At 48.6% G+C, this 14,269-nt stretch carries 15 protein-coding genes and 1 pseudogene; 13 read left to right on the top strand and 3 right to left on the bottom strand.

The features are described from left to right. The first annotated feature begins 133 nt into the window (after positions 1-133). Positions 134-844: a GT-D fold domain-containing glycosyltransferase gene (locus BLS14_RS18295; protein ID WP_079695341.1), complete on the top strand. Its 711-nt coding sequence runs from the start codon at positions 134-136 to the stop codon at positions 842-844. 111 nt (positions 845-955) lie between these two features. Here BLS14_RS18295 and BLS14_RS18290 read toward each other — a convergent pair whose 3' ends face one another. Next, positions 956-1,372, bottom strand: a complete 417-nt coding sequence (locus BLS14_RS18290) for a hypothetical protein (protein ID WP_063564344.1) — start codon at positions 1,370-1,372, stop codon at positions 956-958. Between the two features lie 189 nt (positions 1,373-1,561). Between BLS14_RS18290 and BLS14_RS18285 the strand changes: the two genes are divergently transcribed. The 12 genes and pseudogenes from BLS14_RS18285 to BLS14_RS18235 all read left to right on the top strand — a co-directional run bounded on the left by BLS14_RS18285 (position 1,562) and on the right by BLS14_RS18235 (position 11,368). Further along, the gene (locus BLS14_RS18285; RefSeq protein WP_063564345.1) at positions 1,562-2,695 is read left to right on the top strand and encodes an RluA family pseudouridine synthase; all 1,134 of its coding nucleotides are present in this window, start codon (positions 1,562-1,564) and stop codon (positions 2,693-2,695) included. 114 nt (positions 2,696-2,809) lie between these two features. Beyond that, positions 2,810-3,388: an SLOG family protein gene (locus tag BLS14_RS18280; RefSeq protein WP_072734237.1), complete on the top strand. Its 579-nt coding sequence runs from the start codon at positions 2,810-2,812 to the stop codon at positions 3,386-3,388. Positions 3,389-3,509: 121 nt separating this feature from the next. Next, the gene (gene speD, locus BLS14_RS18275; RefSeq protein ID WP_064639879.1) at positions 3,510-4,325 is read left to right on the top strand and encodes an adenosylmethionine decarboxylase; all 816 of its coding nucleotides are present in this window, start codon (positions 3,510-3,512) and stop codon (positions 4,323-4,325) included. A 181-nt stretch (positions 4,326-4,506) separates the two neighbouring features. Further along, the gene (gene flgB, locus BLS14_RS18270; RefSeq protein WP_079695340.1) at positions 4,507-4,917 is read left to right on the top strand and encodes a flagellar basal body rod protein FlgB; all 411 of its coding nucleotides are present in this window, start codon (positions 4,507-4,509) and stop codon (positions 4,915-4,917) included. A 229-nt stretch (positions 4,918-5,146) separates the two neighbouring features. Further along, positions 5,147-5,638, top strand: a pseudogene (locus tag BLS14_RS32650) (GNAT family N-acetyltransferase); the annotation flags it as partial. A gap of 201 nt (positions 5,639-5,839) precedes the next feature. Continuing rightward, positions 5,840-6,247 carry an NUDIX domain-containing protein gene (locus tag BLS14_RS18265; RefSeq protein ID WP_256336572.1) on the top strand — a complete coding sequence of 136 codons (408 nt, stop codon included), beginning with the start codon at positions 5,840-5,842 and terminating at the stop codon, positions 6,245-6,247. A 233-nt stretch (positions 6,248-6,480) separates the two neighbouring features. Beyond that, positions 6,481-6,996 (top strand): RNA polymerase sigma factor, encoded by a 516-nt coding sequence (locus BLS14_RS18260; protein ID WP_090953255.1) that lies wholly within the window; start codon positions 6,481-6,483, stop codon positions 6,994-6,996. Next, positions 6,993-8,312: a DUF4179 domain-containing protein gene (locus tag BLS14_RS18255; protein WP_090953253.1), complete on the top strand. Its 1,320-nt coding sequence runs from the start codon at positions 6,993-6,995 to the stop codon at positions 8,310-8,312. The genes BLS14_RS18260 and BLS14_RS18255 overlap by 4 nt, the downstream gene beginning before the upstream one ends. 112 nt (positions 8,313-8,424) lie before the next feature. Beyond that, positions 8,425-9,468, top strand: coding sequence for a S66 family peptidase (locus tag BLS14_RS18250; protein ID WP_072734240.1), 1,044 nt, complete (start codon positions 8,425-8,427; stop codon positions 9,466-9,468). 64 nt (positions 9,469-9,532) lie between these two features. Further along, on the top strand, positions 9,533-9,838 hold the full coding sequence (locus BLS14_RS18245) for a hypothetical protein (protein ID WP_063564352.1): 306 nt from the start codon (positions 9,533-9,535) through the stop codon (positions 9,836-9,838). A gap of 365 nt (positions 9,839-10,203) precedes the next feature. Continuing rightward, complete coding sequence (locus tag BLS14_RS18240; protein ID WP_231952780.1) at positions 10,204-10,899, top strand: threonine/serine exporter family protein; 696 nt, start codon at positions 10,204-10,206, stop codon at positions 10,897-10,899. A gap of 19 nt (positions 10,900-10,918) precedes the next feature. Then, positions 10,919-11,368, top strand: a complete 450-nt coding sequence (locus tag BLS14_RS18235) for a threonine/serine exporter family protein (RefSeq protein ID WP_063564353.1) — start codon at positions 10,919-10,921, stop codon at positions 11,366-11,368. Between the two features lie 243 nt (positions 11,369-11,611). On the opposite strand, the gene BLS14_RS18230 is transcribed toward BLS14_RS18235, so the two are convergent. Further along, positions 11,612-13,474 (bottom strand): transglycosylase domain-containing protein, encoded by a 1,863-nt coding sequence (locus BLS14_RS18230; RefSeq protein WP_090953251.1) that lies wholly within the window; start codon positions 13,472-13,474, stop codon positions 11,612-11,614. Then, positions 13,468-14,262, bottom strand: coding sequence for a HAMP domain-containing protein (locus BLS14_RS18225; protein ID WP_090953249.1), 795 nt, complete (start codon positions 14,260-14,262; stop codon positions 13,468-13,470). The genes BLS14_RS18230 and BLS14_RS18225 overlap by 7 nt, the downstream gene beginning before the upstream one ends. Between the last annotated feature and the right edge of the window lie 7 nt (positions 14,263-14,269).

Below are 14,269 nucleotides of genomic sequence, written 5' to 3'. Positions count from 1 at the left end.
CAGCGCTCACCTGTACCGGAAGTAGATTGATATATACCCGAAGATGCGCCCTGCGGGTCGAACGCACAATACGTAGTCGAATCCGCAACATAGAATAGAGCAATTGAATTTTCAAAGGGGGCCTTATACCAGAATGAATGCAATCTATCTTGAAATGGATGGTGTGCTGGATCAACTTGAAGCCGCTGTGAGAGAGCAGCGTCCTTTCTCTCTGGTCCGTGTGGGCGATGGGGAGAATATCGTCATGTCCCAGGAAACGGTCTGGACCACGGAGCAGGTTCTGCAAGAGCGTTGGGCCATCAAGGCCAATCTGGGTCAAAAAGGACTGCGTCTACCCAATCTGCAGCTCCGGGATGAGGTAGCCGCTTCCTTACAACGGGCGAATATCGTAGGCGTTCTTCCACACGGGGACAGTACCATCAAAGCCCCGGAGCATCTCAAAAGACAGCTGACCGACACGGTGTTCGCGCATTTCGGCATTTCTCCGGCACTGACTTGCCATGCCTGTGTCAATCGGGAACTCGCGCAGGTGCCCCGCTTCTGGAGTATGCTCGCAGGCAAGCGAATACTGCTCGTTACCCGCGAGATTGAACAGCTGCGGGCCATGCTCGTTCAGGAGCCGTATCACCTGAATATTACAGCTGCGCTGCGGTTCGACAGCTGGGATCAGATGCAGGAAACACTGCAATGGATTCAAACGAATCAGGATACCTTCGATGTAGCTCTCTTCTCCTGTGGCGTAAACGCGGTTGTCCTTGCGGAGCGGACAGCGGCACTTGCGGGCAAAGTCGCCATCGACTTCGGCAAAGCCAACAACATCATTTTGAAAGGCCGCGCCAACTAGTTTGTAAAAGTGGATACTACAACAAAAAATCCCGGACTCCTTGGAGCCGGGATTTTTGTCTGTTCATCATAAGATGCCATATGATAACACTCTTCCTGTTGAACCTTCTGTTCACAGGAACCAATTGGTGGCTGCAATACCATAGAACACTTCGGGTCCGGTTCGTACCGATGTGGATACCCCTGAAATAAACGAGGTATACACACTTTCCAGTGCAGGCGGTGCGGACAGATCCTGTGCAGTGAACGAATGAAATTCAGCGCCACCGTTCTGACCTACTGTACCTTCGGCGCGATAGATTACAAAGAACGGATCGTAAACACTGCCCCGTACAAGTTCAACAACGAACGTATCCCCCACTTCTCCAGTAACGCCAACCGTGCCATTCAAGGTGATAATGGGGTTTGGGACACCAAGGGTCTGCAGACCAATGGAGCCAAACGCTTCCGGCGAAGGAGACAGGGACAAACCCGGCTGTCCTACGAATCCCGAGTTCATCGAACTTCTCATATCGAGAAACACACCCATGAGTAACACCTCCAATGCTATGGGATACGTTATTCTATGAATCTCGACTCTCTTTGGACTGGATGGGTAACAGATTCCATCCACCTATTTTTATTTGCCCTCGGTTAATGGTATATTGAACTGCATAACGAAATGAACGGATCGTATGCACACAAGCGGTACAGGCTGTTCAGAAGGAGATTACTATTTATGAATAAACGTAAACGCCCAACAGGCAATACATCGGCCAAGGGGAAAGCATCCGCAGGTTCGTCCACAGCACGGTCTGGTCGGTCCACTTTTACTTCCGCCAAATCATCAGGACCATCCGCATCACGCAATGCAGGAGCGGCGAAGAAGCCAGTAGCCGCCAAATCCTCCGCGGCTCCCAAGAAGGCCGGAGCACCCAAACCCAAAGCAGCCAAACGCTCGGGCAATTCCTATTATCGCAAGCAAGAACCACCACGCCCATACAAGGTTACTGAACCGGATGAGCTGCTCAACTTCTTGCTGAAGCACTTGAAGTCCGGCCGGAATGCGGTCAAATCCATTCTGGGTCGTGGTCAGGTTTCCGTTGATCAGAAAGTGGTGACCAAGTTTAATCTGGAGCTGACGCCAGGGCAAATCGTAACGATCAGCAAAGAAGGCGCAGTTGCCGCTCCTTCCCTGACGGGCATTAACATTTTGCATGAAGACGATGATATCATCGTCATTCGCAAGGAAGCCGGACTGCTATCCATTGCCGCTGACAAAAGTGATGATCTTACCGCTTATCGCCAGTTGACCGAGCATGTTCGCCGTACCGACGCGCTGAACCGAATATTTATTGTCCATCGTCTGGACCGCGACACTTCAGGTGTCATGATGTTTGCCAAGAGTGAAGAAGTGCAGCAGAAGCTGCAGGACAACTGGAAAGAGAATGTACAGGAACGTTTGTATATTGCCCTTGTGGAAGGCGCCGTTGCGAAAGAAGAGGGCACCATTTCCTCATGGTTGAAAGAAACCAAAACGCTCAAAATGTATTCTAGTTCTCGCCCGAATGATGGACAACATGCCATTACTCACTACAAACGTCTACAGTCGAACCGCGAGTTCTCCTTGCTGGAAGTCCGTCTGGAAACGGGACGCAAAAACCAGATTCGTGTGCATATGGAAGATCTGGGCCATCCCATCGCAGGCGACAAAAAATACGGTGCTCATACCAAAACACTGGGTCGCCTGGGACTGCATGCACGAGTTCTCTCGTTCATCCATCCAACGTCGGGTGAGTTGATGAGATTTGAGACCGACATTCCGAAACAGTTCCTCTATCCATTCCGTACGGATGCTCCACCAGCGAACTAACGGGATGATTCAAAGAACAGGCATTGCTGACTCAGCGATTTCAGCCGATTCTGGACAAGCCTCGGTGCCGGAACTGGCCGATGGACTGACCACGCCTGAAAGGAGGAAGCGATACTGAAAAACTTGCTGATTACCGGTTATCGCGCACATGAACTACAGATCTTTGGACAGAAGCATGAGGGAATTCCTTTCATCAAAAAGGCGATCTCCTCCCGTCTTACGCCCCTGGTCGAAGACGGGCTGGAATGGGTGCTGACACCGGGCCAATACGGTGTAGACCTGTGGGCCTGCGAAGTGGTGCTTGAGCTGAAAAAGACGTTCCCGGATCTGAAGCTGTCCATCATTACCGCTTTTCAGAATCCCGAGGAACAATGGAAGGAAGACAAACAGGAATATTATCGCTCCATTCTGCAAGGTGTGGACTATTATGGTGCGATTAGTCATCAGCCGTATATCGGCCCGTGGCAGTTTACTGCGCGGGATGACTTACTGCTGCGCAAAAGCGACGGTCTCCTGCTCGTGTATGATGAAGATGCCGGGGATGGAAGTCCCCGTTTTATTAAGGAAAAAGCGGTCAAAAAACAGCAGAATGAAGATTATACGATCATCAGCGTCACCTCAGAGGATATCCAATCGGTCGCCGAAGATGAACGGATGAACGATGTTGGGGATTATGAAGATTCTTCATTCTGATCTGCGCACGACTGGAGTAGCAAAGAATGACGTACATATGTTTTTTTTGGCGGTAGGTTGGGTATAAGTAGTAGTAAAACTGCGATTACCATGTCGTATGGGACAAAGGGGAACTGCAACCATGACATTAACGCCAGAGCAGCGCATTCAACTGCATGGATTCAACAACCTGACCAAGTCGCTGAGTTTCAATATGTACGATATCTGTTATACGAAAACCAAAGATGAGCGCGAAGCTTACATTGAATATATTGATGAACAATATAATGCGGCCCGGTTGAGCAAAATCCTGAACAACGTGTCTGACATTATCGGTGCCCATGTGCTGAATGTCGCCCAACAGGACTATGTTCCCCAGGGCGCAAGTGTGACGATGCTTGTCTCGGAAGGCCCCATTGTGGAGATCCCTGAAGAATCCTTCGATGAATCTCCAGGCCCTCTGCCCGATAATGTCGTCATGCAGCTCGACAAAAGCCATATTACCGTTCATACGTACCCCGAATTCCACCCGAGCGAAGGCATCAGTACGTTCCGGGCAGATATTGACGTCTCTACCTGCGGTGAAATCTCGCCGCTAAAGGCACTGAACTATCTGATCCACTCGTTCGATACGGATATCATGACGATGGATTACCGGGTACGTGGCTTTACACGGGATACGAGTGGACGCAAGCTGTTCATTGATCATGAGATCGGCTCAATCCAGAATTACATTCCGGATGAGATCAAGAGCAGCTTCGACATGATTGACGTGAACGTCTATCAGGAGAACATTTTTCACACCAAGTGTAAACTGAAAGAATTCGATCTCGATAATTATCTGTTTGGTTATACCAAAGATAAACTGAGCAAGGCCGAGCAACAGGAAATTACGGAGTGGTTGAAGCTGGAGATGGATGAGATTTATTATGGCAAAAACATCAATCGTCCTTCTTAATTGCTGATTCGTGAGGACTGATTCATACGGACTGGAACAAGGATAAGATGTCATAAAGGTAGGATTTCGTAATGAAACCTCCGCCATGCGCTTGTCCTTTTCTTTTGCCTAACTTGACAGGCAGCAGCTCATTTTTTTATGATGAAAGCAATTGCATTTTCCATTGAAGGAGACTGAGCCGTTGATTGAAACGAACACTTCCAGACGCAATGAATCTCTGTTACAAGCGCTGAACGCGCAGCACAAGGTTACCACTGAAAATATTGCCAATGCAGACACACCCAATTACAAAAAGAAATCGGTGGAGTTTGAGGAAGAACTTAGACGTATCATTGAGAATGGCAAAACAGATCAGCTCGATATGAAGCGGACTCATGAAAAACACTTTCCGGTCAGTAATCCCAATGACTCCATCGTAAACTACCGTATTGTCGAGAACAACGAAACATCCATGAATAATAACAACAATAACGTTGATATTGACAAGGAAATGGCGAACCTCTCGGAGAATCAGCTTATGTATAACTACATGGTTGATCGGGTCAGCGGGCACTACAAGAAAATGAAAAACCTGTTGCAGGATATGAAATAATGAATGGTAGAGCAGCCCTTTGGCTGCTTTTTGTTTTGTCTACATTCGGAAATACCCAGATGATCTATATTGAATTATATTGATCTATATTAAACGCATTTAGCGTCGCTTTTCTTTTCCTAATCAGGAGGATATGCTCCCCTACTTGTGCCCTTTTTCGGTATCCTCTCTGTTTCGTAGTATAATGAGATAAAATGTATGATTTCATATCCAATAAAAGAGGTGCAACATGGCTCCACGTCATTTAAATGCTTTTCAAGGCTCCAAAGTCCGGTTGGCCGCTCCTTGCCCAGAAGACTGCATGCGGCTCTCCCGCTTCACTGACAGTTATGATTACTTGCGTAATCTGGATACCGACATTGCTGTTCCGCTAACGCCGGATGAGACGGGGTCATCCGCAGTTCGCAGAGACAACGGCTTTGAATTTGCACTGCGTACACTGGAGGACAATCGGTTCATCGGATTCACGGCCCTCTACCGAATCGAATGGAATAACCGCTCTGCACGCCTGGCCATTGGCATTGGTGATGACAAAGATCGGGGTAAAGGATACGGCAGTGATGCTCTTGCCCTGATTATTCGTTATGGATTCCATGAATTGAATCTGAACCGGATTGCGCTGGAAGTGATTGAATACAATGAAGCTGCGAGGCGCGCCTATCTGAAAGCCGGATTTCGGGATGAAGGCCGTCAGCGCTCTGCCGTTCTACGGGATGGCACGCATTATGATCTGATCTCCATGAGTATCCTTGCAGAAGAATGGTCAACGCAGACAAAACTTCCGCTCGCGTTTCAGTCCACTCATGCCCAAGGAACTAAACAGAACGAAGATCACTCAGACTCACGATTGGTCGCTGCCGAAGGATCTGCGTTGTCCTTACTTAACACCAAAGGGACTGAGAACTCTCCTGTCCAACCTCGGATTGGTGTCGGAGCGGTCATCCTCAACGAACGTAATGAAGTCCTTTTGGTTTGGCGGAATCGTCAGCCTGAACAGTACACCTGGAGTATCCCTGGGGGCAAAGTCGACCCGTACGAATCCATTGAAACGACGGTCATTCGGGAGATTAAGGAAGAAGTCGATCTGGATATTGTCATCGACAAGCTGCTCTGCACCGCAGAGACGATCCGACCTGAAAAACAAGAACATTGGATTTCCGTCCTCTACTCAACTCGAGTTATTGGCGGCGTTGCTCGTAACCTCGAAGAAGGCGGAGCGATTGGTGAGATCGGTTGGTTCCCGCTGGATGATCTGCCATCGCCGCTTGCTAGTTTCGCGGTGCCTGGTCTGGAAGTTGCGAAGAAACTCCATCTTTATTCGGAAGATTGAAATCGGGAGAAACGAATCTCATTACGGTCAGACAAGTCATATGAAGCAAAACAACCGCCGAACTCCTCACTCTAACATTAGGGGAGCTTGGCGGTTGTTTTCAGTTTTCTGCGCAATTTCCTTCTTTGTGGTAGTCTCAGTACGTGTATACATAACTTTTTTTCCAAAATCAAGAACCGTTTGGCCCTTTGCACGGTCTAATACGCAACAACATCCATGAAAGGAGGAGCCATGTGACCCCTGCTCAACTGACCATCGCCGCACAAAAAGGGGATGCCGAGGCTTTTGCAGCCTTAATGGAGATGCATCAGAGCCGACTGTACCGGATCGCCTGTGCCTATCTGCACAACGAGGGCGATGCGCTGGAAGCGATACAGGAATGCACCTACAGAGCTTATCGAAAGCTCAAGAATTTAAAAGAACCCTCCTATTTCGCCACTTGGCTAATCCGCATTCTGCTGAACTACTGTGCAGACGAACGCAAACGCAAGAGCCGGTTCAGCCACGTTACCGAAATTCATGAACCCAGCAGCTGGGACCAGCCCGCAGACCCTGATCTGGCCGCAGCCGTCTCTGCGCTGGATCGGGATTGCAAACCAATTATTATTCTAAGCTATTTCGAAGGTTTCTCCTTAACAGAGGTCGCTGATATTCTAGAAGTCCCGACCGGAACCGTAAAATCCCGATTGCACCGGGCACTTAGGCAGCTCCGGGACCAACTTGAAACGAAAGGAGATGTAACATCATGAGCGATGAAATGAAGCCATTTGAAGCCATTGAGCAGCGTCTGAATGATCGTAAAACAGAATACGACGCCATGTCTGTACCGGATGCCGAAGCATATCAGGCTGTTCAGGCTGGAATTCGTCAGGCTGCGCGCAAGCGCAAGTCCCTGCTGCGCTGGTATATGAGCTCCATATCTGCAGCCGCAATCATCCTCGTGTTTACGGGATGTATCCGCGTCTCCCCCGCTTTTGCGTCCTTTGTGGAGCAACTGCCAGGCATGGAGGGCATCGTCAGTATGATTCGCCAGGACAAAGGGTTAATGATGGCTATCGATCAATCCCTCTTGCAGAAGGTTGGTGTGACCGATGAGCATGATGGAGCTTCGGTGACCGTGGACAGCATTATCACAGACGAGTCACGCATGGTCATTTTTTACACAATGAAAGGCATGAAAGATCTGGAGAAGAGTCGATATGACATCGATTTGCTTGATAGGGATGGAAAAAAGCTGCCTGTTGCGTTTAGCTACTTCTCTCCTACGCCGGCTTCAGAAAGTGGCATTTATGAGGATAAAATCGATGTCTCATTCACAGAGTCTTTACCGCCACAAGAACTGACCGTTGTATTTAAGGAACGAGGTCAGGAACCGAATAATAAGTGGAAGGTCACTTTCCCAGTGGATCGCAGCTTAACGAAAGGCATGAAAAAAATCATTCCCGTAAACCAAACAATGACCGTGGACGGGCAGCGTATTCATGTAAAACAGGCCGTTCTGTATCCCACTCGCCTTGTACTTGATATCGAATATGATCGGAACAACACCAAAAAAATCTTCGGAATTCGTGATTTGCAATTGGTAGATGAGCAAGGCCGAGCATGGCGAACGGATTCCTCCTCCATCGGAGGCTCTGGAAGTTCTGTCTTTTTCGAGAGCATGTACTTCTCCACTCCGAAAAAACTGACGCTGCAGGGGTCTGGTCTTTCAGCAGTGGATAAGGACGAACTGGTTATCAGCATCGATCCATCCTCAGGTGAAATACAAGGTGGCCCCTCGAGTTTGAAATTGCTGCAAAGCACGGTCCAGGGCAAAAATCTCATCCTCGAGTTTTCAATTGCAGACGCTCAAAATGCTACTTCAGGGCTATCATTTACCAATATCGAGGATAGCAAAGGAAACCCTTTCGACATTAATGAAGTAGGTTGGAGCCCTTCCGTCTTTGAAGCAAGAGTTGTCATTAAAAATGGAGCCGCAGCCAAAGGAAATCTGACAATGGAAATATACTCTTACCCTGATCAAATTCGTGCACCGTTCTCTATTGAAATCCCTGTGACTCCCTAAAGGAAATGTAACAGCCATAATCGCAAGCCACATGAAGTAGCCATGTACTATAATGAAAATATCAACCATCTAGAATTAAATCGATATGTTCACAAGAAAGGGTGTTTCCAAAATGAATAACCGTTCTATCCGTTACCCGCAACCACTCGCTTCGGGAAATACCATTGGCGTGGCTGCACCATCCAGCGGTGTAAGTGAATCCTTGCATCATTACCTTGAAGAGAGCAGGCACAACATGGAGCGCCTTGGTTTTAGTGTTCAGGAGAGCCCATTTCTACGGCATAACGCCAAATGTGTAAGTTCCTCCAAGGAAGATCGCGCTGCCGAGATCAATGCATTTTTCCGTGACCCTGAGATTCAGGCTATTATCCCTCCGTGGGGTGGAGAATTCCTTATGGATATCCTGCCCCTGCTGGATTGGGAAGCTTTGAAAACGTTGCCTCCCAAATGGGTTATGGGATATTCAGATATCAGCACCTTTTTATTCGCATACACCCTGATCACCGGAACGGCTTCGGCACATGGTACGAACTACGTGGATCTAAGGTCCAACGATCTCGATCCGGTGACCGCCCGCTGGATTGATGTATTACAGACAGGCCAGGGAGGCCAGATCACTCAGTCTTCCTCCACTCACTATCAATCGGAATGGAAACCGGAGTTGTCGACGTTCAATCTGGATACTCCTTCTCACTGGAAACAGCTAGGGCAGTCCGAAGGAGCAGACTCGCAAGTTACATTCTCAGGTCGGTTGATCGGCGGCTGCATGGATACGATCACCTGTCTGATTGGCACACCTTACGCACCAGTTGAAGCGTATCTTGATCAGTATTGTGCAGAAGAAGGAACGATCTGGTATCTGGAAAGCTGTGAGATGAATGCGGGTGATATCTACCGTCATCTGTGGCAGATGAGACAGGCAGGCTGGTTTGCAGGCGTAAAAGGCTTCATGTTCGGCCGACCTGCTGGTTATTCCGATACAGGAGATTTCAACTTCATCGATGCCCTGTCTTCGGCTCTCGGAGATATGGATGTTCCCGTACTGTATGATGTGGATCTTGGCCACATCCCGCCACAGTTAACTTTTGTGAATGGCGCACTGGGCAATGTGGCTTATGAGAATGGGCATGGAAGACTTGAGATGGCATTTGTGTGATCACCTTTTGTAGGCAGATGCATACCTTGAAGTAAGAAATTATTTTGAGGAAGGGTTGTGCATCATGTCTGAATCCACATCCACACCATCCGCACGGGTCGTATACCAAGCCAATCAACCAATGCTCCAATCCGTGCAAAGTGTGCGGAATATGCTTCATCATACAGCCCGGCAGCATGTAGGCAAGAATGTGCAAGTCCAGAATATCGATGGTCAGGTATGGGAAGGTGTCATTATCAGCGCAGATCGAGGAATACTGTATCTCCAGGTTACGCCGATGCATGGATATCCTGAGCCACGTGCCTTGTTTGGACCAACCATTCTGCCACTCGTGCTGTATGAGCTGTTGGTCATTACCCTGTTGATGTAGTTGTTTTTTGTCTCGATTGAGCCTAACCCAAGAAGCTTCACTCCCTTTGACCATCAGGCCGCGGGAGCGAAGCCTTTTTGGGTTTTAGGAGTTATCGGGTTATCAATTTGGTGTGAATGTATGCATTAATCTCTGCAACCTGAATGACTTCCTTTAGTTCGTGCGGTATGTTTCCTTGCTAACGTGTGAAATATGATACAATGGTGTCGGCACCAAGCCTTATCTCATATGAACGGAGCTTGATCCGGTTGGAATATATCCCTCATGATCCTCCACCCGTGCCTCAGTCTGAGACGGAGCTGGTTGGGACAAATCATACTGAACAATCCCGCGTGATTGCAATCTGTCTATTGGCAGGCAAAATCATGCTGCAAAGCGGCGGTGAGACCTATCGTGTGGAAGATACGATGAAACGCATGGCTGCCGCGCTGGGCCTTCCCCATTCGCACAGTTATGTTGTGCCCACAGGTATCTTCTTCTCGGTTGATGCAACCGAGCCTGCCAAGCTGATACGGATCTCTGAACGAACCACAGATTTGCACAAGGTATCCGAAGTGAATGCCGTTTCCCGGCGTATTGGACAAGGTGAATTGTCCGTTGAGGATGCCTATGCATTGTTACAACAAATTGAGGGACAGCCCTCCTCCTATTCTGCAGTTGTGCGGCTTACGGCGGCGGCATTATCCAGTGGGTGCTTTACCATTATGTTTGGTGGAGGCTGGGTCGACTTTCTCCCTGCGGTACTCTGCGGTGGTATTGGCTATGCAGCGGTCATTGCCTTCCATCGGCTGGTACTCGTGAAATTTTTTGCCGAGCTGACAGCTTCATTTGTCATCGGTCTGCTCGCCTTTTTGCTTGTGTATATGGGCGCGGGTCATGAACGGGACAAAATCATTATTGGCTCAGTCATGCCCCTGGTACCGGGACTGCTGATTACCAATGCTGTGCGTGACCTGATGGCCGGGCATCTTGTGTCCGGGTTATCCAAGGGAGCCGAGGCGTTTCTGACGGCTTTTGCGATCGGTACCGGCATTGCTGTTGTTTTTTCACTTTTTACGTAAGATGGAGGAGTTGCAGGTAATGCTTCATTTTATTGAACAGGCCCTGACCAGCTTTGTTGCCTCGGCCGCATTCGGTATTATTTTCAACGCTCCTCGGCGCATGCTGCTTCACGGTGGATTTGTCGGCATGATCGGCTGGATCATCTATATTGTGCTCGAATATGCTGCGGATGCTGTTCCTGCTACCCTGGCAGCGACCATCGCGGTAGGTGTCATCAGCCAGCTGTTCTCCCGCATGTTTCGCGCGCCCGTCATTATCTTTAGCGTGGCAGGTATCATTCCGCTCGTCCCCGGTGGACTGGCTTACAATGCGATGCGTAATTTTGTGCAAAATGATTACGGTGCAGCCATGGAGATGGCTGCCAAAGCACTCATGTTATCCGGTGCCATCGCGATCGGACTTGTATTGTCCGAGGTGTTGAACCAGATGATTCGTCGTATACCTGAATCATTGCGAGCAAAATCCTAACACAGCAGAAGAATATATTATCACTAAACTAAAACGATAAAGGCCTGTTGGAGACAGGGTAAACGCTGTCCTTCACGGGTCTTCTATATTTCCAACCAATGTTGAGCCGTTATCATCAAATTTTGCAGTGTTTTGTTTTCATCCTTGTATCCATTTGTGTGATAACTGTACAATCCATAAAAAAGAACTCCCCATGTCTGTTGGACAATCCTTGTCCATTGGTGTACGGTAAACCATTCTCTTTTATGGCAAAACACGCTTCATAACCGATGCAAATAAATCCGCCGCAACACCACTTCCGGATCTCATATAATGCTCTGCATCCGTACGATCAAATCCCATCCAGACTGCAGCCGTCAACTTGCTCGTATATCCTACAAACCAAAGATCCCTGTTAGCCTCCTTGCTTACACCAGGTAATGCAGCCTGCGTTGTTCCTGTCTTCCCCGCTACCTTATGCTGACTCAGCTGTGCCCGGCTACCTGTTCCTTGACTGACCACATCTTGGAGCATGCCGGTCATGGCCGTTGCCGTACTGTTGGAGATCACCTGTTTGTTCTCTGGCTTAAAAGCATAGATTGTCCGGCCGCGTGAATCCGTAATTTCACGAATCAGATGTGCCGTATTGAACTTGCCGTTATTAGCAAACACGGAATATGCCTGAGCCATTTTCAGTGGAGACACCCCTTCATGCAAACCACCCAAAGCGATCGACAGATTGAGATCCTCCCTGCCCAGTTCAATGCCCAATCGACCTGCAAATTGATGTGCGCGTCCCAGTCCTGTCTCATGCAGCAGCCATACGGCCGGAGCATTGATGGAATTTTCAATGGCTTGCGACATCGTAACTGTACCTCTGTAACGCCCACCCAAGTTGCTTGGTTGATAACTCCCATATTTCATGCGTTGATCAGGCAGCATGCTTTCTGGCTTAAACCGACCTGATTCCAATGCAGGTCCGTATGCAATAATAGGCTTAAATGCAGAGCCTGGTTGCCTTGCATCCGTGGTTGCCCGGTTAATGCCTCCTTTTACAGGGTCACGCCCGCCCATCATCGCTTTGACTTCACCGTTATGCTGGTCCAGTATGACCATACTCGCCTGCACTTGCTCATCCTCACGATCATCGGTGAACCGTGAAGATTCACGGAATGCTTGCTCCATCGCCAGCTGCGCTTGATCATCCAATCCCGTACGAATGGTCCAGCCTGCGGATTCAATCTCTGCTCCACTCTTGCCTGTGAGTCGGGAAGCCTCCTCGATTACCGCATCCAAGGCAGACACATAGGCAGGCACTGTTGATCCTGGAGCCGATGCAGATGTTAAATTAGGCGGGGTATAGTCCACACTTCGCGCTTCCTCCATCTGTTTCTTGGTAATGATTCCTTGCTCATGCATGAGTACAAGAACCACAGAACGCCTCTCTTTGGACAGGTCTTCCCGATCCACCGGATTGTATATGGAAGGTCCCTTCGGGATTCCGGCCAGCGTAGCCATTTGCCAGATCTCCAGCTGTCGTAGATCCTTAATCCCGAAGTAGCGCCATGCCGCGGCTTTAACCCCGTATTGCTGGCGTCCCATATAAATATGATTCAAATACAGCTCTAATAGCTCATCCTTGCTAAATCTCTTTTCCATCGCCATGGCAATCGACATTTCATTCACCTTGCGAACCAGCGTTTTATCTCCGTTCAAGTACAGATTTCTGGCTAGTTGCTGTGTAATCGAGCTGCCTCCCTGACTCAGGTTCATATGTAAAACATCCTGCACAACCGCCCTGCCAATCCCGATAAAATCCAGTCCATCATGATTATAGAAACGTCGATCTTCTGTAGCCAGAAACGCCTGCTTTAACAGATCGGGCATATCCATCAAATCGGCATACTCCGCATATCCCTTGGTTTGTACTTGTAATCTCGAAATTTCTGTTCCATCCGCATTGGTAATGATGGTGGAAGAGGCCACCGAAATGGCCTCAGGATGATTGCGAAGTACACCTTCGCCGTAAGTAACAATATAGATGTAGCCGACCGCTAGCAAAATAACGATGACTACAGAGGCATCAAATATGTGATAGATACCGCGCCTTATGCTGGATCTCAACATTCAGGCTCCCTAAATACAAGTGGATTGGAGCCTGATTGTTCCTGCGGCTTCATTTCCATAGAATCCAGGGCAAGCTCCAGCCTTAACGTCTGTTCATACGCCAACCTGACCCAGTGCTGAACCTCCGCTTCATCCCGGCAGCATCCTTCCATGATCGTATCCAGCGAAGAACGAACACCGTAGAGAGTCAGTTTAATCGGCAGGTCGGCACTTATGCGACCAGATTGTGATCCAACCAATTCTTCTTGAATACGTTGCTTATGGCTTCTCTCACTTTCTGACGCCATTTGTTGCCGGCTACTTTCATTGCCATACATATACATACTAGAACTGAACCATTCTTCGTCTCTCGGCTCTCGATCTGTCCACTCTTGGTCTGAACTGTTCAAGCGCTCCGATTGTATACGTATCGCAATGTCATTCAGATCCGCGGCAATCTGTCGCAGCTCTCCTCCGTTTAACACTTCAATCTGTGCTGGAATTCGGCCATTGGCCAGTTCATGAGTTCCACGACCAATCACCTTGAGGTCATCTGTAATCTTCTGGGATCGAATCCAAAAAAACAACGCAAACATACCCCCACCGATGAATATAACCAATGGCGTTGTACCGATATGGTTTATCACCCAGTACATAATGCGAGTTATTCCTGTTGTCTCCGATAGGATATGATGGTGGGCAAAACGTAACATGTGATAAACGACAAATAGGAGCGCTACGCTAAGTAACGCGCTTGCTCCGGAAATATATATGTAGCTCAATCTGACTGTACGTAATAATAATCTCATATTCGGT

Source organism: Paenibacillus sp. OK060 (genome assembly GCF_900101205.1).
Classification (GTDB): domain Bacteria; phylum Bacillota; class Bacilli; order Paenibacillales; family Paenibacillaceae; genus Paenibacillus; species Paenibacillus marchantiae.
Note: the sequence above shows the minus strand (reverse complement) of the source record. Positions and strands in the feature narration are given on the sequence as shown.